19 protein-coding genes, 2 pseudogenes and 1 riboswitch are annotated in these 20,595 nt (G+C 71.7%); of the genes and pseudogenes, 15 read left to right on the top strand and 6 right to left on the bottom strand.

What is annotated here, in order from left to right; translation table 11 throughout:
- The first annotated feature begins 28 nt into the window (after positions 1-28).
- The 5 genes from LJ657_RS27580 (at position 29) to LJ657_RS27560 (ending at position 6,406) form a co-directional block, all read left to right on the top strand.
- Entirely contained in the window at positions 29-1,237 is a 1,209-nt protein-coding gene (locus tag LJ657_RS27580; protein WP_232651454.1) for an MFS transporter, read from the top strand.
- 57 nt (positions 1,238-1,294) lie between these two features.
- Positions 1,295-3,229, top strand: a complete 1,935-nt coding sequence (locus LJ657_RS27575) for a sensor histidine kinase (protein ID WP_232651453.1) — start codon at positions 1,295-1,297, stop codon at positions 3,227-3,229.
- Positions 3,226-3,603 carry a DUF742 domain-containing protein gene (locus LJ657_RS27570; RefSeq protein ID WP_232651452.1) on the top strand — a complete coding sequence of 126 codons (378 nt, stop codon included), beginning with the start codon at positions 3,226-3,228 and terminating at the stop codon, positions 3,601-3,603. The genes LJ657_RS27575 and LJ657_RS27570 overlap by 4 nt, the downstream gene beginning before the upstream one ends.
- A 266-nt stretch (positions 3,604-3,869) precedes the next feature.
- Positions 3,870-4,658: a carbon-nitrogen hydrolase family protein gene (locus LJ657_RS27565; RefSeq protein WP_232651451.1), complete on the top strand. Its 789-nt coding sequence runs from the start codon at positions 3,870-3,872 to the stop codon at positions 4,656-4,658.
- Between the two features lie 47 nt (positions 4,659-4,705).
- The gene (locus tag LJ657_RS27560; protein ID WP_232651450.1) at positions 4,706-6,406 is read left to right on the top strand and encodes a flavin monoamine oxidase family protein; all 1,701 of its coding nucleotides are present in this window, start codon (positions 4,706-4,708) and stop codon (positions 6,404-6,406) included.
- Here LJ657_RS27560 and LJ657_RS27555 read toward each other — a convergent pair.
- Entirely contained in the window at positions 6,403-7,332 is a 930-nt protein-coding gene (locus LJ657_RS27555) for an LLM class F420-dependent oxidoreductase (RefSeq protein WP_232651449.1), read from the bottom strand. The genes LJ657_RS27560 and LJ657_RS27555 overlap by 4 nt on opposite strands.
- A 34-nt stretch (positions 7,333-7,366) precedes the next feature.
- Positions 7,367-8,053 carry a DUF5995 family protein gene (locus tag LJ657_RS27550; RefSeq protein WP_232651448.1) on the bottom strand — a complete coding sequence of 229 codons (687 nt, stop codon included), beginning with the start codon at positions 8,051-8,053 and terminating at the stop codon, positions 7,367-7,369.
- 162 nt (positions 8,054-8,215) lie between these two features.
- Here LJ657_RS27550 and LJ657_RS27545 point away from each other — a divergent pair, with 162 nt between their 5' ends.
- Complete coding sequence (locus LJ657_RS27545; RefSeq protein ID WP_232651620.1) at positions 8,216-9,334, top strand: glycoside hydrolase family 6 protein; 1,119 nt, start codon at positions 8,216-8,218, stop codon at positions 9,332-9,334.
- On the opposite strand, the pseudogene LJ657_RS27540 reads toward LJ657_RS27545, so the two are convergent.
- Positions 9,313-9,543 (bottom strand): annotated as a pseudogene (locus LJ657_RS27540) (nitrate reductase); the annotation flags it as partial. The gene LJ657_RS27545 and the pseudogene LJ657_RS27540 sit on opposite strands and share 22 nt — an antisense overlap.
- A gap of 5 nt (positions 9,544-9,548) precedes the next feature.
- On the opposite strand from LJ657_RS27540, the pseudogene LJ657_RS27535 reads away from it, so the two are divergent.
- Positions 9,549-9,929 (top strand): annotated as a pseudogene (locus tag LJ657_RS27535) (alginate lyase family protein); the annotation flags it as partial.
- A gap of 147 nt (positions 9,930-10,076) precedes the next feature.
- On the opposite strand, the gene LJ657_RS27530 reads toward LJ657_RS27535, so the two are convergent.
- Positions 10,077-11,288 carry an MFS transporter gene (locus LJ657_RS27530; protein WP_232651447.1) on the bottom strand — a complete coding sequence of 404 codons (1,212 nt, stop codon included), beginning with the start codon at positions 11,286-11,288 and terminating at the stop codon, positions 10,077-10,079.
- Positions 11,289-11,430: 142 nt separating this feature from the next.
- Between LJ657_RS27530 and LJ657_RS27525 the strand changes: the two genes are divergently transcribed.
- On the top strand, positions 11,431-13,080 hold the full coding sequence (locus tag LJ657_RS27525) for an ROK family transcriptional regulator (protein WP_232651446.1): 1,650 nt from the start codon (positions 11,431-11,433) through the stop codon (positions 13,078-13,080).
- A gap of 439 nt (positions 13,081-13,519) precedes the next feature.
- Here LJ657_RS27525 and LJ657_RS27520 read toward each other — a convergent pair whose 3' ends face one another.
- Positions 13,520-14,260 carry an SDR family oxidoreductase gene (locus LJ657_RS27520; RefSeq protein ID WP_232651445.1) on the bottom strand — a complete coding sequence of 247 codons (741 nt, stop codon included), beginning with the start codon at positions 14,258-14,260 and terminating at the stop codon, positions 13,520-13,522.
- Positions 14,261-14,418: 158 nt separating this feature from the next.
- Positions 14,419-15,309: an RNA polymerase sigma-70 factor gene (locus LJ657_RS27515; RefSeq protein WP_232651444.1), complete on the bottom strand. Its 891-nt coding sequence runs from the start codon at positions 15,307-15,309 to the stop codon at positions 14,419-14,421.
- 231 nt (positions 15,310-15,540) lie between these two features.
- Positions 15,541-15,671: riboswitch (FMN riboswitch) on the top strand.
- Positions 15,672-15,823: 152 nt separating this feature from the next.
- Here LJ657_RS27515 and LJ657_RS27510 point away from each other — a divergent pair.
- The 7 genes from LJ657_RS27510 to LJ657_RS27480 are packed head-to-tail and all read left to right on the top strand — an operon-like array spanning position 15,824 to position 20,585.
- Entirely contained in the window at positions 15,824-16,429 is a 606-nt protein-coding gene (locus LJ657_RS27510) for a riboflavin synthase (RefSeq protein WP_099927413.1), read from the top strand.
- The gene (gene pnuC / locus LJ657_RS27505; RefSeq protein ID WP_232651443.1) at positions 16,426-17,067 is read left to right on the top strand and encodes a nicotinamide riboside transporter PnuC; all 642 of its coding nucleotides are present in this window, start codon (positions 16,426-16,428) and stop codon (positions 17,065-17,067) included. The genes LJ657_RS27510 and pnuC overlap by 4 nt, the downstream gene beginning before the upstream one ends.
- A complete protein-coding gene (locus tag LJ657_RS27500) occupies positions 17,064-18,407 on the top strand; it encodes a bifunctional 3,4-dihydroxy-2-butanone-4-phosphate synthase/GTP cyclohydrolase II (RefSeq protein ID WP_232651442.1) in 1,344 nt (447 codons plus the stop codon). Before pnuC ends, LJ657_RS27500 begins: the two co-directional genes overlap by 4 nt.
- A 28-nt stretch (positions 18,408-18,435) precedes the next feature.
- The gene (ribH, locus tag LJ657_RS27495; RefSeq protein WP_232651441.1) at positions 18,436-18,921 is read left to right on the top strand and encodes a 6,7-dimethyl-8-ribityllumazine synthase; all 486 of its coding nucleotides are present in this window, start codon (positions 18,436-18,438) and stop codon (positions 18,919-18,921) included.
- Positions 18,922-18,955: 34 nt separating this feature from the next.
- Positions 18,956-19,228 (top strand): phosphoribosyl-ATP diphosphatase, encoded by a 273-nt coding sequence (locus LJ657_RS27490; protein ID WP_030946750.1) that lies wholly within the window; start codon positions 18,956-18,958, stop codon positions 19,226-19,228.
- Between the two features lie 51 nt (positions 19,229-19,279).
- Positions 19,280-20,128 carry an ATP phosphoribosyltransferase gene (hisG, locus tag LJ657_RS27485; protein WP_232651440.1) on the top strand — a complete coding sequence of 283 codons (849 nt, stop codon included), beginning with the start codon at positions 19,280-19,282 and terminating at the stop codon, positions 20,126-20,128.
- Positions 20,129-20,141: 13 nt separating this feature from the next.
- Positions 20,142-20,585, top strand: coding sequence for a PH domain-containing protein (locus LJ657_RS27480; RefSeq protein ID WP_232651439.1), 444 nt, complete (start codon positions 20,142-20,144; stop codon positions 20,583-20,585).
- The last annotated feature ends 10 nt before the right edge of the window (positions 20,586-20,595 follow it).

Here is a 20,595-nt window from a genome sequence, read left to right as displayed (position 1 = left end):
ATCCGAACCGTCCCTGCGGGAAGGCCCCATGACACTCTCACCTGCGCGCGTGCCCGTCACCGCCGGCGTCCGCCGGCTCACGGCCACGCTGTACGGCTACGCGTTCCTCGACGACTTCGTCCTGCTCTACCCGGTGTACGCGCTGCTGTTCAGCGACACCGGTCTGTCCGTCTGGCAGATCTCCTCCCTCTTCGCCCTCTGGTCCCTCACCGGCGTGCTGCTGGAGCTGCCCTCCGGCGCCTGGGCCGACGCCGTCTCCCGGCGGCTGCTGCTCTGGCTCGGCCCGCTGCTCACCGCCGTCGGCTTCACCCTGTGGGTGCTCACCCCGTCGTACTGGGCCTTCGCCCTGGGCTTCGTCCTGTGGGGCGCGCGCGGAGCACTCGGCTCCGGTGCGCTGGAGGCGCTCGTGTACGACGAACTGGAACGGCTCGGTGAGGCCGAGCGGTACGCCGGGATCATGGGCCGGGCACGGGCCGCCGGGCATGTCGCGATCATGGCGGCCATGGCGCTCGCCGGCCCCGTGTTCGCCTGGGGCGGCTACCCCGCCGTCGGGGCGGCGAGCGTGCTGGCCTGCCTGGCGAGCGCCGCGACGGCGACCCGGTTCCCGGAGGACCGGGTGGTGCCGGAGACCGACGCCGACGGCTGGTCCACGACCCTGCGGGAGGGGCTCGCCGCGGTCCGCCGCGACCGGCCGCTGCGCGGAGCGCTTCTGCTCGTCCCGGCGGTCGGGGCCGTGTGGGAGGCGCTCGACGAGTACACGCCGCTGCTCGTGCGGGACACCGGCGTGGCGGAGGCGACGGTTCCGTATCTGCTGCTGCTGATCTGGGCGGGAGCGACCGCCGGGAGCCTGCTGGCCGGGCCTTGGGAGCGCCTGGGTACGGCAGGCCTGGCGGCGGTTCTTGCCGCATCCGCCCTCGCCATGGCCCTGGGTGCCGCGGCCCGGACCCCCGCCGCCCTGGGGCTGCTGGCCCTCGCGTTCGGTGGCTTCCAGCTGGCGACCGTGCTGGCCGACGTCCGCCTCCAGCAGCGCATCGACGACACGCGCAGGGCCACCCTGACCTCGGTCGCGGGCCTGGGCAGCGACCTCGCCACGGTCGTGGCGTGCGGCGTCTACGCGGCGATCGAGACCAGAGCCGCGCACAGCACCGCGTTCGCGCTGTTCGCGGTGCCGTATCTGGTGACGGCGATGCTGCTGGCGCTCAAGTGGCCATTGCGGTCCCGGCGGAGTGTCCCGTAGGTTGTGCGGCGTCATTACTGACGGGTAGCACTGGCGAGTAACTCCGGGGGAGAGAGTATGCGCCGGCTCATCGGCCGTCCCACCACGGTCCGCGCCCGGATCGTCGCGCTCGCGCTCGCTCCCGTGCTGGCCCTGCTGGCGCTGTGGAGCTTCGCCATGGTGTCCGTCACCGGGGAGCTGCGCGCGCTCGTCCGGGTGCAGGGGGTCTACGAGGACTTCGGCACCCCCGTCGACACGGCGATCGGGCAGATCCAGATCGAACGGCGGCTCTCGGCCGCCTACTTGGGCACGGACCGCCGTACGCCGCCCGCAGCCGACCTGTTGGAGCAGCAGCGCCGAACGGACCGGGCCGTGGACGCCATGCGCGACGCGATCCGGTCCGGGGACCGCGGCCGGCTCTCCGGGCGGCAGCGGCAGGCACTGGACGCCATGGTCACCACCGTCGGCAGGCTGGAGGGGCTGCGGGAGCGGGTGCTGTCCCGGGACATCTCCTGGGACCGGGCGGTGAGTGAGTACAGCGCGCTGGTGGAACCCGGCTTCGGTGTCGAGTCGACGCTCACCGCACTGCAGGCCGGACAGCTGGCACGGGAGGCCCAGGTGGTCGTCGAGCTGGTCCGGGTACGGGAGTTCGTGTCACGGGAGGACGCCCTCGTCGCCGGAGCGCGGGCCGCCGGGACGCTCACCCAGCCGCAGTATGACACGCTCCGGGCGGCGATCGAGGACCGGCGGATCTTCGAGCGGACATATGTGCCCGACCTGCCGGGCGACTCGCGGACCCTGTTCGAGGGGTTCCAACGCGGGCAGCTGCACCGCACGTTGGCGGGGAGCGAGGACGCGCTGCTGCGGGCGGGAGCATCGGGCGCGGGGGACGCCGTCGCGGCCGACTCCTGGCGCTCCACCACCGACCGGGCGGTCAAGCAGTACATGCGGCTGTGCACCAGGTCCGCCATGAACTCCGCCGGCCGCGGGCGGGAGTTCGCCTACCGGGAGCTGACCAGGGCCGCGGCGGTGGGTGTGGTCGGACTGGCTGCCGTAGGACTGTCGTTGTGGTTCGCGGTGCGGGGTGCCCGTCGTATCTCACGGCGGCTGGAGACGCTGCGGGACGCCGCCGATCTGCTGGCCACCCGCCAACTGCCCGATGTCATGGCGCGGTTGAGTGCGGGCCAGAACGTGGACGCGGTCACCGAGGCGCCACCGCTCGCCGACGGGGAGGCGGGTGCCGACGAGATCGGCGACGTGGGGCGGTCCTTCAATGCCGCGCGCCTCGCGGCCGTCGAGGCAGCCGTACAGCAGGCCCGTCTGCGTCGTGGGCTCTCCGCCGTGCTGCTCAACATCGCCCGCCGCAACCAGTCGCTCGTGCACCGGCAGCTGAAGCTCGTCGACACGCTGGAGCGGCGCACGGACGACCCGGACGTGCTGGAACAGCTCTTCCGCATCGACCATCTCACCACCCGTATGCGTCGCCACGCCGAGAACCTGATCGTCCTCTCCGGGTCGGCGCCCGGCCGCCGATGGCGGCGCCCGGTGCCCGTCGCCGACGTCGTCTCCTCCGCGGTCGGCGAGATCGAGGCGTACACCCGGGTCGAGGTGCCTCCGATGCCCCGGGTGGGCGTCGCGGCGGACGCCGTCGCCGACGTCGTCCACCTGATCGCCGAGCTCGTCGAGAACGCCACGGTCTTCTCCCCGCCGGACACCCGCGTGACCATGCGCACCGCACGGGCCGACGGCGGCTTCCTTCTCCGGATCGACGACCGGGGGCTCGGCTTCGATACCGAGCAGCTGGAAGAGGCCGAACGGACGCTCAGGAAGCCGGGCGACTTCGACCCGACCCGGCACGACAGGCTCGGGCTGTACGTCGTAGGCCGCCTCGCCGCCCGGCACGGTATCGAGGTGACGTTCGACCCTTCGCCGTACGGCGGGACGACGGCGGTGGTGTCCCTGCCGGAGGGGGTGCTGGCGGAGGAGGGAGTGTCGGCGGCATCCCTGTCGTGAGCGACGAGCACTGGTACGAGGACGAGACCGGGGCGATGGTGCGGCCGTACACCGTCACACGCGGGCGGACCCGGCCTTCCGGCCGGCATCACATCGACCTGATGTCGCAGGTCACGGCTGTGTACGGCGAGGCGCTGCCGGGTGTCGACCACGCCGGCGCCGCGCTGCTCGCGCTGGTGCGGCATCGGTCTCGGCCGGTGGTCGAGCTCGCCGCGGATGCGGATCTGCCGCTGACGGTGCTGCGGGTGCTGTTGGGGGATCTGGCCCAGGCCGGGCTGGTGCGGGTTGATGCGCCGCGGCGCGTGGGGGCGGGCGGGCCCGCGGACGATCCCGGATTGCTGCGGGAGATTATTGAGCGGTTGCGGGAAATTTAGCGCTGCGTGGGGTCGTCGGTCCTCTGCCGGTGCGTCGTGGCTGGTCGCGCCCACGCGGCGGAGCCGCATATCGCCACAGCCCCGCGCTCCTACAGGCGCGCTGCGGGACCCGGCGGCTGAAGAGGCGCAACGAATCGCCGTCGAGCCGGTGGAGTACGCAACGAACCGCTCACCAGCGCGCAACGGGTTCTTCTTGCTGGGCCCGGCCCCGCGACCGTACCGTCGGAGTGGCCCCCAGAACCCCCCCGTACCGCTGAGGAACACGCATGCGTACCGCCCTGCTCCAGAGCTCCGGTCGTCCCGGGTCCGTTGCCGAGAACCTCAAGGTGCTCGACGCGGCTGCCGGGCGTGCCGCTGCCGCGGGTGCCTTGCTGCTGGCCGCGCCGGAGATGTTCCTGACCGGGTACGCGATCGGCGACGACATCGGCCACCTCGCCGAGACCGCAGACGGCGCCTGTGCGGACGCGATCGCCGACATCGCCGGACGGCACGGGCTCGCGATCGCGTACGGGTATCCGGAGCGGGACGGCGAGAGCGTCTTCAACTCCGCGCAGATGATCTCCGCCGAGGGCATTCGCCTGGCGAACTACCGCAAGACCCACCTCTTCGGCTGCTTCGAGCGCGACCACTTCACGCCGGGCGAGCAGCCGGTCGTCCAGGCCGAGCTCGGCGGGCTCACCGTCGGCCTCATGATCTGCTACGACGTCGAGTTCCCGGAGAACGTCCGCGCCCACGCCCTGGCCGGCACCGACCTCCTCGTCGTGCCGACGGCGCAGATGCACCCCTTCCAGTTCGTCGCCGAGTCCATGATCCCGGTGCGCGCCTTCGAGAACCAGATGTACGTCGCGTACGTCAACCGGATCGGCCGGGAGGGGGAGTTCGACTTCGTCGGCCTCTCCGCGCTGGCCGGTCCCGACGGGGTCGCCCGCGCCCGCGCCGGACGCGGCGAGGAGCTGGTCTTCGCCGACGCCGACCCCGCCTTCCTCGCAGCCTCCCGCGAGGCGAACCCGTATCTGGAGGACCGCCGCCCCGGCCTCTACGGGGCCCTCGTCTGAACCCCTCACCCCGTACTCGTACTTTCCGTGCAAGGAGTCCGTACCCCATGACGTCCACCGTGCCCAACGCCGTCGAGCACGCAGACGAGCAGCAGCTGCCGCCGATCACCATGTTCGGCCCGGACTTCCCGTACGCGTACGACGACTTCCTCGCGCATCCGGCGGGACTCGGCCAGATACCGGCCACCGAGCACGGCGCCGAGGTCGCCGTCATCGGCGGCGGGCTCTCCGGCATCGTGGCCGCCTACGAGCTGATGAAGATGGGCCTCAAGCCGGTCGTGTACGAGGCCGACCGGATCGGCGGGCGTCTGAGGACCGTGGGCTTCGAGGGCTGCGACCCGTCCCTCACCGCCGAGATGGGCGCGATGCGCTTTCCGCCGTCCTCGACCGCCCTCCAGCACTACATCGACCTGGCGGGACTCGAGACCCGGCCGTTCCCCAACCCCCTTGCCGAGGCGACCCCTTCGACGGTCGTCGACCTCAAGGGGGAGTCGCACTACGCCGAGACGGCCGACGACCTGCCGCAGGTCTACCGCGATGTGGCCGAGGCGTGGAACAAGTGCCTCGAAGAGGGCGCCGACTTCTCCGACATGAACCGTGCCCTGCGCGAGCGTGACGTGCCGCGCATCCGCGAGATCTGGGCGAAGCTGGTCGAGAAGCTCGACAACCAGACCTTCTACGGCTTCCTCTGCGACTCCGAGGCCTTCAGGTCCTTCCGCCACCGCGAGATCTTCGGCCAGGTCGGCTTCGGCACGGGCGGCTGGGACACCGACTTCCCCAACTCCATCCTGGAGATCCTGCGGGTCGTCTACACCGAGGCCGACGACCACCACCGCGGCATCGTCGGCGGCAGCCAGCAGCTGCCGCTGCGGCTCTGGGAGCGCGAGCCCGAGAAGATCGTCCACTGGCCGTACGGGACGTCCCTCAAGTCCCTGCACGTGGACGGCGAGCCCCGCCCGGCCGTGACCCGGCTGCACCGCACGGCGGGCAACCGGATCACCGTGACCGACGCGAACGGCGACATCCGCACCTACCGGGCGGCGGTCTTCACCGCCCAGTCCTGGATGCTGCTGTCGAAGATCGCCTGCGACGACTCGCTCTTCCCGATCGACCACTGGACCGCCATCGAGCGCACCCACTACATGGAGAGCTCGAAGCTCTTCGTTCCCGTCGACCGCCCGTTCTGGCTCGACAAGGACGAGGAGACGGGCCGGGACGTCATGTCGATGACGCTCACCGACCGGATGACGCGTGGAACCTACCTCCTCGACGACGGCCCGGACCGGCCCGCTGTCATCTGCCTCTCCTACACCTGGTGCGACGACAGCCTGAAGTGGCTGCCGCTGTCCGCGAACGAGCGGATGGAGGTCATGCTGAAGTCGCTCGGCGAGATCTACCCGAAGGTCGACATCAGGAAGCACGTCATCGGCAGCCCGGTGACCGTGTCCTGGGAGAACGAGCCCTACTTCATGGGCGCGTTCAAGGCCAACCTGCCCGGCCACTACCGCTACCAGCGGCGTCTGTTCACGCACTTCATGCAGGACCGGCTGCCCGAGGACAAGCGGGGCATCTTCCTCGCCGGCGACGACATCTCCTGGACGGCGGGCTGGGCCGAGGGCGCGATCCAGACCGCGCTCAACGCGGTCTGGGGCGTCATGCACCACTTCGGCGGCGAGACCGACGCGACCAACCCGGGGCCGGGCGACGTGTACGACGAGATCGCGCCGGTCGAGCTGCCGGAGGACTAGATCCCGGCGGCGCGCACGGCCTCGTAGACCTCGGCGGCCACGTCCTTCAGCTCCTGGGCGTCCCGCGCGCCGCCCTGGAACTCGAAGAAGAACTCGTCGAGGCCGCTCCCGGCATGTGCTGCGAGGTCCTCGACGATCTGGGCGACGCTGCCCTGGAACGGCGAGCGGTCGGCCCCGTCGTACGCCTTGGGCGTGTACCGGGGGTTCACCCGCACCACCGTCTCGATCGGCTCGGTGCGGCCGCGCTCGGCCGCCAGGTCCTGCAACTGACGCCACTGCGCCGCCAGTTGCTCGGCACCCATGGCGATCGGCATCCAGCCGTCGGCGCGGTCGACGAGCCGGGTCATCGCCTTCCTGCTGTTGGTGGGCAGCAGGATAGGGATGGGGCGGGCGGGCTTGGGTCCGACCACGGCAGAGGCGATCTTGGTGATCCGGCCGTCGCATGTCACCGGGTCCGGGCCCCACACGGCCCGGCAGACGTCGATGATCTCGTCCAGGACCCGGCCCCGCTCCTCGAACGGTGCCACGCCCGCGGCCGCGTACTCGTCGAGCGACCAGCCCGTGCCGAGGCCCGCCAGCACCCGGCCGCCGCCGGCCGCATCCAGCGTGGCGAGCGACTTGGCCAGCTGGAAGGGGTTGTGCAGCGGGGCCACCAGGATGCTGGTGCCGAGCCGGGCCCGCTCCGTCGCCGCGGTGGCCAGGGCCAGCGTCACCAGGGGGTCCGGCACGCCCCGGTACACGTCGGGCCATGGCAGGCCCTCGACGCCGTACAGACCCTGGGTCGCGGGTTCGGGGAAGAGCGCGCGCTCGTAGACCCACAGGCTCTGGTAGCCGATCTGTTCGGCGGTGCGTGCCACGTCGGGCACATCGCGTCCGATGTCGTACTGCCGCGCTTGGGGAAGGCTCAGTCCCAGCCGGATGGCCATGTGTCCGCTCCTTTGCGTCGGTTCAACAGTCAACCTAACTTGAGAGCGGCGTGAGCAACATGCGGCCTGCGAAGCCCACGGCCGTATCCAGCCGTTCGGTGAACTCAACGGCGACCTCGGGCAGTCCGCGCAGGGCCCACAGCGCCCGCGCCGCGGTCCAGGTGGCGTCCCGGGCCCGCTCCAGACTCCACGCGCCGAGCAGATGGGTGAGCGGGTCGGCGATCTGGAGGAGGTCGGGGCCGGGCATCAGGTCTTCGCGGATGTGCTCCTCCAGCGAGACGAGGAGGTCGCCGACGCGATCGAACTCGTCCTCCAGTTCGGCCGGTTCGCAGTCCAACGTACGGCAACTGTCCACGACGGCGAGCGCCAGGTCGTGGCCGATGTGCGCATTGATGCCCGCCAGCGCGAACTGAAGGGGGCGTACTCCGGGATGGCGGCGGAGCTGGAACAGGGGCCGCCAGCAGGCCGGCGGGCGCCGCTCGGCGGCGACCGCGTCGACGGCGGCGAGGTAGCGCTCCGCGAACCGTACGTCCAGCGTCACCGCCGCCCGCGCGTCCGCGAACCGATGGGCGTCGATGCTCCGGTCGACGGCCTCGGTGACGGTGAGGTAGACGCGGTTGAAGACCGCGACACCGTCCCGTTCGGGCAGGGCCGCGTCGAGGGCGCGCATCCGGGAGACGACTGCGTCTACAGAAGTGGTGAACTGTTCCAATTGCGCCATGGGGGAAGGGTCCCAGTCCTAGGCTGACGGGAGTGTCGGCGGGCCCGGCGCTTCCCCAGAACGGGGGAACGGAGTGGGGGGAGCAGCACTGTGTCAGGCTTACGCGCGCAGCGCCTGGCCGCACGCAGGGCCGAGCGCAGGCGGGCCAACCGGCGTGGCGCCATGGTGGCGGCGGCCTCCGTCGTGGTCGCCGTCGGCACCGCGACCGGCATGATGTCGGCGCTCGACGCCGGAAGTGGCTCCGAGCAGGCGAAGCCAGAGGTGACCGGTTTGCCGCGGGTCGGGCAGCTGCCGGTGCTGCCCACCGCTTCGGGCAGGGCCACCAAGTCCGCTTCCGCGACGCCGAGTTCATCCAGGCCGGCCAGTGCGTCGCCCGCCAGGACGCAGCAGAAGCAGCAGCCCGCCGCGGTGTCCGCCGCTCTCCTCTACCGGCACTCCGACTCGAAGGTGCTCGACTGGGTCCGCGCCAACCCGGGCGATCCGCGCACGCCGGTCATAGAGTCCCGTATCGCCGACCAGCCGGCCGCCGTGTGGTTCGCCGACTACACACCGGTGACCATCACCTCCCGCGTCCACGCGGTCACGTCGGACGCCGCGGCACAGGGCCGGGTGCCCGTCGTCGTGCCGTACGCGATCCCCGGCCGCGACTGCGGGGGCGCCTCCCAAGGCGGGGCACCCGACCTCGCCGCGTACGACGCCTGGATCGACAGGTTCGCGGCGGGGCTCGGCTCCGGCGAGGTCGTCGTCGTCCTGGAGCCCGACTCCATAGCCCAGTCCGACTGCCTCTCCGACCGTGCCCGCGCCGACCGCTTCGCCGCGCTGGCCCGAGCGGGCCGCGTCCTCAAGGCCGCGGACTCCGAGGCGCGGGTCTACTACGACGCCGGGCACTCCGGCTGGAACCCGGCCGCGCAGCAGGCGGCGCTGCTGAAGAAGGCGGGCGCCGGCACGGCCGCCTCCTCCGACGGGATCTTCAGCAACGTCTCCAACTTCCACACGACGTCCGACGAGATCGGCTACGACCGCCAGGTCCTCGCCGCACTCGGCGGCCCCGCCGGCCTGGGCGCCGTCATCGACACCAGCCGCAACGGCAACGGCGCCCCGGCCGACGGCGAGTGGTGCGACCCGGCGGGACGCAGGATCGGCCGGGCGCCCACGCTCAGCACCGGCGAGGCGCGCATCGACGCCTATCTGTGGGTGAAGCTGCCGGGGGAGTCGGACGGCTGCAAGGGGACGCCGGGCACGTTCAGCCCGTCGTACGCCTATGACTTGGCGTCGTCGTAGGAGGACGTGCCCTCGTCCAGGAGCGGCTGCTGGGTCTTGAGATGCGCGGGCGCGAAGGCGCGCAGGGTCTGGTAGCCAGTGATGACGACCAGGGTGCCGAGCGCGATGCCACTGAGGGAGAAGTTGTCGGTGAACTTCATCGAGACGTTGCCGACGCCGATGATGATGCCCGCCGCGAGGGGCACGAGTAGACGCGGGTCGCGGCCATCACGCAATCGCGGCCGACGGCAGCCGGCCGCAGAAGCTCACGAGGACGCGGAGCCGGCACTACTCGACCTTCGACCTGCTCACGTACACCCGGCTCGCGGCGATCGGCCGGCACGTCGGTGTGAACCTGTGGGCTTGTCAAGGGCCGGACGGGCAGGGGCTGTTCAAGGCCGTGGACTATCTGCTGCCCGCCGCGACGGAGGCTTCCCCATGGCCGCGTCCGGAGCTGGAGTTCCACCGGTTCGCGGCGAGCGACGTCGTGCGCGCGGCTGCGGACGCGGGGGACAAGGCGGCGCGGCAGGCCGTCCCGAAGCTGGAGACGTCACCCGGCGGTGACCTCTGGGAGCTGCGCCCGGCGGCCGAGCAACTGGACTCGGTAGCGGGCTGACCGGGTTCCCTCCGCAAGTCCTTCGGGCCGGGGCCTGTGGGTGTCCGTTCAGGGCGGAGGGCCCCACCCTTCCTCCCGGCACCCAGGATTTTCCATGGTGAGGTGCGTGGGCCGAGACGATGCGTCCCGCGTCGGGGAGCGAGCGGTTCAGGGCCGCGGGTCGGGAACCGCCACGCTCGGCCGGCCGGCCTCCGGGCGGCTGCGGTCGCCGGTGCGCAGCACGCCCGCGAAGGCCGCGAGGCCGCACGCCAGGACCGTCACCAGCACGAACGACACCACCAGGCTCGTCGCCTGCGCCACCCCGCCGATCAGGCTGGGCGCTATCAGACCCGAGGTGTACGTGATGGTCGCGACGCCCGCGATGGCCTGGCTCGGGTTCGGGCCGCTGCGTCCGGCCGCCGCGAAGCACAGCGGTACGACGACGGCGATGCCGAGGCCGAGCAGCGCGAACCCGCCCATCGCCACGGCCGGATGGCCCGCGACGACGATCAGCAGCCCGCCCAGGACGGCCAGTCCTCCGCTCGCCCGTACGGTGCGGACCGCGCCGAAGCGGTTGACCACCACGTCGCCCACGAGCCGGGCCACCGCCATGGTGAGCATGAAACCGGTCGTGCACGCGGCGGCCAGCCCCGCCGAGGTGCCGAGCTGGACCCGCAGGTAGACCGCCGACCAGTCGAGGCTCGCGCCCTCCGCGAACACCGCGCAGAAGCCGACGGTGCCGATCAGCAGCGCGGACTTCGGCGGCAGCGCGAACCTCGGCGGCGGCTCCTCGTCCTCGGTGGCCTGCACGTCGAGCACCCAGCGGCAGGCCGCCACACCGAGCAGGGTGAGGGTGACCGCCGCCAGCGCGAAGTGCAGGCGCGCGTCCGAACCGAGGTGCGCGGCGAGGGTGCCGGCCGCCGAGCCGATCAGTGCGCCCGCGCTCCACATGCCGTGCAGGCTCGACATGATCGACCTGCCGAGCAGCCGCTCCACCTCGACACCGAGCGCGTTCATCGCGACGTCGGCCATGCCCGCGCTCGCCCCGTACGTGAACATCGCCAGGCACAGCGTGAGCATGTTCGGCGCCAGCGACGGCAGGACGAGGGACAGCGTCCACAGCGCGATCAGGCCGCGCAACGCCGTACGGCTGCCGAAACGGTGACTGATCCTCCCGGCCAGCGGCATGGAGCAGGACGCACCGAAGGCCGTGAAGGCGAGGGCGAAGCCCAGCTCTCCCGCACTCAGCGAGGCATGGTCCTGGACCCACGGGACCCGGGTCGCGAACGAGCCGGTGACGGCGCCGTGCACGGCGAACACGGCGGCCACGGCGTACCGGGACCGCCTCACCTCGCGCAGGTCGTAGACCACGTCGCTCATTCTCGGCCCCTCCCGTTTCCCATACGTCCCCACCGGCGTCGCGTAAACTATCAGGAACCCTGCCTGATAGATAGGGGATTACTGGCCGCCCGGGCGCAGGGCTCGACCCGGCCCGGTCCCGTCGATCTGGAAGGATCCCGGCATGCCCGCATCCCCCAGCACCGCCCGGGCCATCAACGACCGGCTCGCCCTGCGGCTGCTGCAGCAGGAGGGCCCGTTGACGGCAGGCCAGTTGAAGCAGCTGACCGGCCTGTCCCGGCCGTCGGTCGCCGACCTGGTGGAGCGCCTCACCGCGTCCGGCCTGATCACCGTGGTCGGGGAGGCCGGGGAGCAGCGGCGCGGACCGAACGCGAAGCTGTACGGGATTGTCGCGGACCGCGCGCATCTCGCTGCCCTGGACGTCCGTACCGAGGGCGTCTCCGTGGTGGTCTCCGACCTGGTCGGCCGGGTGCTAGCCGAGGCATCCCTGCCGATCGGGGGCGACACGGGCACGGGCCCCGCGGTCGAGCAGGCGGTCGCGCTGGTCGAACGTGTGGCGAAGGAGGCGGGGGCCGACCGCCTCCACACCGTCGGGATCGGCGCCCCCGGCCTGATCGACCCGTCCACCGGCGAACTCCGCGACTCCTCGGGCCTGCCCGAGTGGCACCGCCGCCTGGTCGCAGCGCTTCAGGAGCGCCTCCCCGAGGCGCGCGTCAGCGTCGAGAACGAGACCAACCTCGCGGCACTGGCCGAACAGCGCGACGGCGCCGCCCAGGACCGCGACACTTTCGTCCTGCTGTGGCTCGGCCACGGCACCGGCGCGGCCGTGGTCCTCGACGGCACCCTGCGCCGCGGCGCCTCCGGCGGCACCGGGGAGATCGGCTTCCTGCCCGTACCGGGAACGGCCGCCCTGCCCTCGGCGACGGAGTGCGAGGGGGGATTCCACTCACTGGCAGGCTCGGCAGCGATCGCGGCACTGGCGGCGGAGCACGGCCTGACAGCCGGGAGAGCGACGCATGAGCCGGTTGCCGCCGGGGTGGTGCGGGGGGCGGTGGGCATGGTTTCGGGGGGTGGCGGGGTGGCGGAGGTGCCGGCTTCGGGGGGTGATGGATCGGCGGCGGCGCTCCCCGCGCGATCGCGCGCGGGTGCGAGCGTGAGGGTGCGTGGTGTCGAAGCGGGGAGGGGTGGGTCGGCCGTGGCCCGGCAGGTGCGGACGGAGGTGCGGGGCGGCGGGGCCCGGGTGGGTTGGCCTGCGTCGGACGGGCCTGCGGCGGTGAAGGGACGTGGTGGGGAGGCAGGGGTTGCTGGGCCGTCGGCGTCGGCGTCGGCGTCGGCGTCGGCGTCGGTCGGAGGGGCTGAGCGTGGCGGTGAGGGTCCGGCGGGTGCGCCGGACGGGGCTGCGATGGCAGGTGGCGGCGACGCAAGGGTGGCCGGGCCCGCCTCGGACGCAGGGGCCGAGGGCGGCGGTGCGGCCGGTGACACCGGGCGAGCGGCGTCTGCGCGCGAGGGCGTCCGCGTCCCGGATGCCGCGTCCGCCGCCCGTTTCCTCGACGCGCTGGCCGATCGGCTTGCCGTCGGTGTCGCCTCCGTGGTGGCGGTCCTCGACCCCGGCTGCCTCGTCCTCGGCGGCGAGGTCGGGCAGGCCGGCGGGGACGAACTCGCCGCCCGCGTGGCCGAACGGGTCCGCCGTATGTCCCCGCTGCCCACCGAGGTCCGGGCCGGCACCCTCGGCGGCAGTGCCGTGCTCCGCGGAGCACTTCTCACCGCGCGGGCCCGCGCTCAGGACGAGCTGTTCGCGCCGCCGCGGCGGTAGTCCGCGCGTCCCGAGCGGTACGCGCCCGGCTCCGGCACGGCGAAGGCCGCGACGTCCGTCCGCCGCCGGCCACAGCAACGCCGCCGGACACACCGGCCCCGCCCCCAGCAAGGCCATCGACCCCGCACCGCTCCCGGCCGACAACGGCTCCAAAATGCCCGGCGTGGAACACCGGATGAGGCACAGAGGCGGTCAGGTACGCCACCAGTGCGGTGATGACGAGCCGCCGCTCCAGCGCCACGACCGCCGCACACAGCACCACCGCGAGCGCCGGGTCCGCCCCCGCCGACGTCCCGCAGCAGATGCTCGTTGTACGGCGGGAGCAGCGACACCCGGCGCCGCTTCCAGAAGATGTCCGGCAGCAGCAGGACTCAGAGGCCGAGCAGTGCCTGTACACCGGCGAGCGGCCCGAGGCCCCTGCGGAGCCGGTCGCGCCGGCTCATCCGCGACGCCCGGCGAGGTACTGCTCGAACGTCCCCTTGCCGACGGCGAGTCCGGGCGCGAGGTGCCCTCCGTCACGGAACGCCCGGTACGTCTTCCCCCACAGCGGCACGTTCACCACCGCCCGCCGACGCCCGGCCGCCTTCAGATACGAGCGCGCCAGCGACTCGGACGTCCGGATCTCGGGCCCGCCCATGTCCTCCACCCGTCCCGCCGGCGCCCCGGCGGCCAGCTCGGCCAGCCGCGCCGCGGCCTCCGCCACCTCGATCGGCTGATCCCGGACACCGGCCGGCAGCAGCACGACCGGCAGCTTGGCCAGCCCCCGGAGCATCCTCACGAGCAGGTCGTGGAACTGGGTCGTGCGCAGCACGGTCCAGCCCAGCCCCGACTCCTCGATCAGCTTCTCGACGGCGAACTTGGTCCGGTAGTACGGAAACGGCACCCGGTCGACGCCGACGATCGAGATGTAGACCAGATGGCGCACCCCTGCCCGCCGCGCCGCCGCGACCAGGTTCCCAGCCGCCTTCTCGTCACCGCCGGTCTGCGTCGTCGCGCAGTGCACGACCGTGTCCACGCCCGTGACCGCCGCCTCCAGTCCGGCACCGCCCTCGCGCAGGTCGACGGCGTACGGCCGGGTGCGGCGGCTGAGCACCCGCACCTCGTGCCCGTCCGCGCGCAGCCGCTCGGTGACGAGCCGGCCGAGGGTTCCGGTGCCGCCGGTCACCAGGATCGTGGTCATGCTGTTCAGCCCCTTCCGACGCCGGGCGCTCCCTGGTGGAGCGCCCTACGTCAGCTGAGACCGAGCAGCCCGGTGGAATGTGACATGCCACCGCGACCGTGACGTGGAATGTGACATGCCACCGCGACCGTGACGTGGAATGTGGCGTGGCACCGCCACTACAACGCCCGCGCGAGCTGCCGCCGCACGAACCCGAGCTTGTCCGGGTTCACCACCACCCGCACATGGGAGATCAGTCCGTCCCGCACCTCGAACGCGACCATGCCGACCAACGCGTCGCCCGCCCACGCGGCCAGTCCGGTCTCGCCGTTGACCTCGGCCGCCGTGAACTGCAGGCCGGCCGCGAACCGCTCGGCTCCGCCCACCGTGAGCCGTGCCACCTTGTCCGGGCCCTCGACCGGCCGCCGGGCCGCGCTGACCTTGCCGCCGCCGTCGCTCGACCAGACCACGTCCGCGGTCAGCAGTTTCTCCAGCCCGGCCAGATCACCGTCCCGGGCCGCCGTGAGGAACGACGCGACGAGCTCCTCCTGCCGCTCGGGCGCCGGCTCGAAACGGGACCGGTCCTCGCCCACCCGCAGCGCCGCCCGCCGGTACAGCTGACGGCAGTTGGCCTCGCTCAGCTCCAGTACGCCGGCGATCTCGCGGTGGCCGTATCCGAACGCCTCCCGCAGTACGTACACCGCCCGCTCGGTCGGGCTGAGCCGCTCCAGCAGGATCAGCATCGCCATCGACACGGCGTCGCGCTGCTCGGCCGACTCCAGCGGGCCGAGCGTGCCGTCCGAGGTCACGACGGGCTCCGGCAGCCAGCAGCCGACGTACTGTTCGCGCCGCGCCCGCGCCGAGGTCAGACGGGTGAGGCAGAGGTTGGTCACGACCTTGGCCAGCCAGGCCGCCGGGTACTCGATGCCCGTGCGGTCCGCCCCGCTGAAACGCAGATAGGCGTCCTGTACGGCGTCCTCCGCCTCGTCGGCCGAGCCCAGCATGCGGTAGGCGAGGCCGAACAGCCGCGGGCGGTGCGTCTCGAACTCGTCGGCGATCGCGCTGCTCATGTGCACCACCCTGCCAGAGCCCGTGGACAAGGGAGTTGTGAGGCCCGGCGGTGGGCAAGGGCCGTCGTCACCACCGCCGGGCCGGTCCGCGAAGATCCCAAAAGGACTAGACCAAAGGGTCCACCCGGTGGGCCGGGTTGAGAAGTCCATCGACGGCACCTGTGAGTCAGCCCACACCGTTCGCCCGTATGGAGCTCGATCAGGCGTGGCACACTGGCCCTGTACCAGAAGCAGCGCACTCCGGGGTCGGTGAAAGTCCGAACCGGCGGTTACAGTCCGCGACCCGACCGCTTCCAGCGGCCGGTTGACCAGGTGAAATTCCTGGACCGACGGTTAAAGTCCGGATGGGAGGCAGTGCGCGGCGGGCGGGCATCGACGTATGCGCGCCGCCGTATCTGGGCTCGTCCTCGGGGCGGGTCCCGTCCGGCGTCGCCCCCGGTGTCCTCGCTCGTTCATTCTGTCGTCATCGACAGGCCCCGGAGTCCGTGCCCGAAGAGGCAGGAGGACCCGGGAAGTGTTCACCGGAATCGTCGAAGAGCTGGGCGAGATCACGGCCGTCGAAAACCTCGGCGACGCCTCCCGCTTCCGGCTGCGCGGCCCCGTCGTCACCGACGGCGCGAAGCACGGCGACTCCATCGCCGTGAACGGGGTCTGTCTCACCGTCGTCGAACACGAGGGCGACGAGTTCACCGCGGACGTCATGGCGGAGACCCTCGACCGCTCCAGCCTCGGCGCCCTCGCCGTCGGCTCCCGCGTCAACCTGGAACGCCCCATGGCCGTGGGCGCCCGCCTCGGCGGCCACATCGTCCAGGGCCATGTCGACGGCACGGGCGCGGTCCTGGAGCGCAAGCCCTCCGACCACTGGGAGATCATCAAGATCTCCCTCCCCGCGGACCTGACCCGCTACGTCGTGGAGAAGGGCTCCATCACGGTCGACGGCATCAGCCTCACCGTGGTCGACGCGGGCCCGGACTACTTCACGGTCAGCCTCATCCCCACCACCCTCGCCCTGACCACGCTCGGCATCAAGCAGCCCGGCGACCCGGTCAACCTCGAGGTCGACGTCGTCGCCAAGTACGTCGAGCGCCTGCTCGGGGCCGGTCAGGGGGCGGACCGGTGAACTGGCTGAACTCGCAGGCATTCACCCTGCTCGGCCAGCGCATCATCTGGTCGGACATGATCGGCAACATACTCGGCCTGATCACCCTGGCCCTCGGCTGGCGCCGTTCCCTGCTGACCTGGCCGGTCCAGTTCCTCTCCGGCCTCGTCCTGTTCATCGCCTTCTACGGCCACCTCGCCGGCAGCGCCGGCAAGCAGGTCGTCGTCATGGTGGTGGCGCTGTACGGCTGGTGGCAGTGGAACCGCAACAAGGGGCAGGCGGCGGACGGTCACATAGCCCCGCGCTTCGCCACCTGGCGCGAGCGCGGCGCGATGATCGCAGCCGCCGCGGTCGGCACGGTCGCCGTAGCCCTGCTCTTCAAGGCCTACCCGTCCCTGTCCTGGGACCCCTGGCCGGACGCCTACATCTTCGTCGGCACCGTCGTCGCCATGTACGCCCAGGCCCGCGGCATGACCGAGTTCTGGATCGCCTGGCTCCTCGTCGACGTCGTCGGCGTCCCCCTCAACTTCGCCAACGGCTACGCCTTCTCCGGCTTCGTCTACGTCATCTACGGCGCACTCGTCCTGTGGGGCATGCGCGACTGGTGGCTGCGCTCCCGTCAGGCGTCGCAGCCCGTCCTGGAAGGAGCGCCGGCATGACCGCCCGCCCGTCACCCACCACCACCCTGAACGAGGCGCTTCGCGCCGCCCCTTCTGTCCCGCCGATCCTGTACAGCACCGACGGCATCGAGGACTGGTCGCTCGACCCCATCGAGCAGGCCATCGCCGACATCGCGGCCGGCCGGCCGGTCGTGGTCGTCGACGACGAGGACCGCGAGAACGAGGGCGACCTCGTCATCGCCGCCGAGAAGGCCACCCCCGAGATCGTCGCCTTCATGATGAGCGAGTGCCGCGGCCTGATCTGCGCGCCCATGGAGGCCGACGAGCTGGAGCGGCTGAAGCTCCCGCAGATGGTCGACGACAACACCGAGTCGATGAAGACCGCGTTCACGGTCTCCGTGGACGCCTCCGCCGCGCACGGTGTGACCACCGGCATCTCCGCCTCCGACCGCGCCACCACCCTCCAGCTGCTGGCGAGCGGGGAGACCCAGGCCGACGACTTCGTCCGCCCCGGTCACATCTTCCCGCTGCGCGCCAGGTCCGGCGGTGTGCTCGTGCGCAACGGCCACACCGAGGCCGCCGTCGACCTCGCCCGTCTCGCGGGGCTGCGCCCGGCCGGCGCGATCGTCGAGATCGCCGGTGAGGACGGGCGGATGCTGCGCCTGCCCGAGCTGATCCCCTTCGCCCGCAAGCACGGCCTGACGATCATCTCCATCGAGGACCTGATCGACTACCGCCGGACCGCCGAGCCCACCGTCCGCCGCGAGGCCGAGACCCAACTGCCCACCGCACACGGCGAGTTCACCGCGTACGGCTACCGGTCCACCGTCGACGGCGTCGAGCACGTCGCCCTAGTCCGCGGCGAGATCGGCGACGGCGAGGACGTCCTGGTCCGTGTCCACTCCGAGTGCCTGACCGGCGACATCTTCTCCTCTCTGCGCTGCGACTGCGGCCCCCAGCTGGATGCCTCCCTGGAGCGCATCCAGGAAGAGGGCAGGGGAGTGGTGGTCTACCTGCGCGGCCACGAGGGACGCGGCATCGGCCTGCTGTCCAAGCTGCGCGCCTACGAACTCCAGGAGCGCGGCCGCGACACCCTCGACGCCAACCTGGAGCTCGGCCTGCCCGCCGACGCCCGGGACTACGGCGCGGGCGCGCAGATCCTTGAGGACCTCGGCGTCCGCAGCGTGCGCCTGATGACCAACAACCCCGACAAGACCGACGCGCTCGTCCGCCACGGCCTCAAGGTCGCCGGCCGCGAGCCGATGCCCGTGCAGGCGGGCGAGCACAACCTCCGCTACCTGCGCACCAAGCGGGACCGGATGGGACACGACCTGCCCTGGCTGGACACGGCCCCCGTGTCCACCTGCAGCAACCAGTAAGACCAGCACACCGAGGAGACACGAGAACGTGAGCGGCAAGGGCGCACCGGAACTGTCCGTACGAGGCGTCGGAGACCTGCGGGTCGCCGTCATCGCGGCGCAGTGGCACGAAAAGGTGATGGACGGCCTGGTGGACGGCGCCCTGCGCGCCCTGCACGACCTGGGGATCGACGAGCCGACCCTGCTCCGGGTCCCCGGCAGCTGGGAGCTCCCGGTGGTCGCCAAGGTCCTCGCGGGCCGCGGCTACGACGCGATCGTCGCCCTGGGTGTCGTCATCCGCGGCGGCACCCCGCACTTCGAGTACGTGTGCCAGGGCGTGTCCCAGGGCCTCACCCAGGTCTCCGTCGAGACCGGCGTCCCCGTCGGCTTCGGCGTGCTGACCTGCGACACCGAGGAGCAGGCCCTGGACCGGGCCGGCATCGAGGGCTCCAGCGAGGACAAGGGGCACGAGGCGGTGACCGCTGCGGTGGCGACGGCGGCGACCCTCCGCTCAGTATCTGAACCGTGGCACTGACGTATGCGGGGTGTGGCATAGGCTGAGCGTCACCATGTCCAATAAGACGTTCGAGGAGCTCTTCACCGAGCTCCAGCACAAGGCAGCCCACGGCGATCCCGCCACCTCCCGCACCGCGGAACTGGTCGGCAAGGGCGTCCATGCCATCGGCAAGAAGGTCGTCGAAGAGGCCGCCGAGGTCTGGATGGCCGCCGAGTACGAGGGCAAGGAAGCGGCCGCCGAGGAGATCTCGCAGCTGCTGTACCACGTCCAGGTGATGATGGTCGCCCGCGGCATCTCCCTGGACGACGTCTACGCCCACCTCTGAGCCGCACCCCGCACACACTCCCGTACGAAACGAACAAAGGAAGCCGACCTCATGCTGCGCATCGCCGTCCCCAACAAGGGTTCCCTGTCAGGCCCTGCGGCGGAGATGCTGCATGAGGCCGGCTACCAGCAGCGCCGGGAGTCCAAGGAACTGCGGATCGTCGACCCGGGCAACGAGGTCGAGTTCTTCTACCTCCGCCCCCGCGACATCGCGATCTACGTCTCCTCCGGCAAGCTCGACATCGGCATCACCGGCCGCGACCTGCTGATCGACTCCGGCGCCAGCGCCGAGGAGATCCTCCCGCTCGGCTTCGCCCGCTCCACCTTCCGCTACGCCACCAAGCCGGGCACGGCGGGCGGCGTCGAGGACCTGAACGGTATGACGGTCGCCACCTCCTACGAGGGCATCGTCGCCAAGCACCTCGCCGACAACGGCGTGGACGCCTCCGTCGTCCACCTCGACGGCGCCGTCGAGACCGCCATCGAGCTCGGCGTCGCCGAGGTCATCGCGGACGTCGTCGAGACCGGCACCTCGCTGCGCAACGCGGGCCTGGAGGTCATCGGCGAGCCGATCATGAAGTCCGAGGCCGTCGTCATCCGCCGCACCGGCGAGAACGGCGAGGAGCCCAAGGTCCAGCAGTTCCTGCGCCGCCTCCAGGGCGTGCTGGTGGCCCGGACGTACGTGATGATGGACTACGACTGCCGAGCCGAGCACCTGGAGGAGGCGGTCGCCATCACTCCCGGTCTGGAGGGGCCGACCGTCTCGCCGCTGCACAACGAGGGCTGGGTCGCCGTTCGCGCCATGGTGCCCGCCAAGGACGCCCAGCGGATCATGGACGACCTGTACGCGATCGGTGCCCGGGCCATCCTGACCACGGCCATCCACGCCTGCCGTCTCTGAGGGGCGCAGAGAGATGTCCGATCTGCCCGCTCTGCCCGTCACTTTCCGGCCGGGCCGCACCCGCGCCGTCCTGCTCACCTCCGGTGGCCTGATCTTCGTGGTGATCACGACCGTCGCGCTCCTCCTGGAGCAGCTCAACCCCGGCGAGAAGCTCAGCTTCGTCTTCACCGGAGCGGTTCTCTTCGGTGTGCTGGCGATGCTCGCCCGGGTGAAGGTCGTCGCCGACGAGACAGGCGTCACGGTGGTCAACATCGCCAGCAGGCGGCATCTGGAGTGGGCCGAGATCCTCCATGTGAACCTGCGCCCCGGCGACCCCTGGGTCTTTCTCAACCTCAGCGACGGCACCAGCCTGCCCGTGCTGGGCATCCAGCCGGGCATCGCCAAGGAGCGTGCCATCGCCGATGCGCGCACCCTGCGGGCACTCGCCGAGGCCCGCTCGACCAGGGATCTGCCGTAACGGCCCCTGT

The organism is Streptomyces guryensis (assembly GCF_021261325.1).
Classification (GTDB): Bacteria; Actinomycetota; Actinomycetes; order Streptomycetales; family Streptomycetaceae; genus Streptomyces; species Streptomyces guryensis.
This window is presented reverse-complemented; position numbering and strand designations above follow the sequence as displayed.

Bases quoted from the DNA above. Each gene is read 5' to 3' on its own strand.
- LJ657_RS27560 (WP_232651450.1), top strand. From the start codon at position 4,706: ATGACGTCCACCGTGCCCAACGCCGTCGAGCACGCAGACGAGCAGCAG.
- LJ657_RS27525 (WP_232651446.1), top strand. From the start codon at position 11,431: ATGCCCGCATCCCCCAGCACCGCCCGGGCCATCAACGACCGGCTCGCC.
- LJ657_RS27520 (WP_232651445.1), bottom strand. From the start codon at position 14,260: ATGACCACGATCCTGGTGACCGGCGGCACCGGAACCCTCGGCCGGCTC.
- LJ657_RS27565 (WP_232651451.1), top strand. From the start codon at position 3,870: ATGCGTACCGCCCTGCTCCAGAGCTCCGGTCGTCCCGGGTCCGTTGCC.
- hisG (WP_232651440.1), top strand. From the start codon at position 19,280: ATGCTGCGCATCGCCGTCCCCAACAAGGGTTCCCTGTCAGGCCCTGCG.
- LJ657_RS27580 (WP_232651454.1), top strand. From the start codon at position 29: ATGACACTCTCACCTGCGCGCGTGCCCGTCACCGCCGGCGTCCGCCGG.
- LJ657_RS27515 (WP_232651444.1), bottom strand. From the start codon at position 15,309: ATGAGCAGCGCGATCGCCGACGAGTTCGAGACGCACCGCCCGCGGCTG.
- LJ657_RS27550 (WP_232651448.1), bottom strand. From the start codon at position 8,053: ATGGCGCAATTGGAACAGTTCACCACTTCTGTAGACGCAGTCGTCTCC.
- LJ657_RS27490 (WP_030946750.1), top strand. From the start codon at position 18,956: ATGTCCAATAAGACGTTCGAGGAGCTCTTCACCGAGCTCCAGCACAAG.
- LJ657_RS27555 (WP_232651449.1), bottom strand. From the start codon at position 7,332: ATGGCCATCCGGCTGGGACTGAGCCTTCCCCAAGCGCGGCAGTACGAC.
- LJ657_RS27575 (WP_232651453.1), top strand. From the start codon at position 1,295: ATGCGCCGGCTCATCGGCCGTCCCACCACGGTCCGCGCCCGGATCGTC.
- LJ657_RS27500 (WP_232651442.1), top strand. From the start codon at position 17,064: ATGACCGCCCGCCCGTCACCCACCACCACCCTGAACGAGGCGCTTCGC.
- LJ657_RS27530 (WP_232651447.1), bottom strand. From the start codon at position 11,288: ATGAGCGACGTGGTCTACGACCTGCGCGAGGTGAGGCGGTCCCGGTAC.
- LJ657_RS27480 (WP_232651439.1), top strand. From the start codon at position 20,142: ATGTCCGATCTGCCCGCTCTGCCCGTCACTTTCCGGCCGGGCCGCACC.
- LJ657_RS27545 (WP_232651620.1), top strand. From the start codon at position 8,216: ATGGTGGCGGCGGCCTCCGTCGTGGTCGCCGTCGGCACCGCGACCGGC.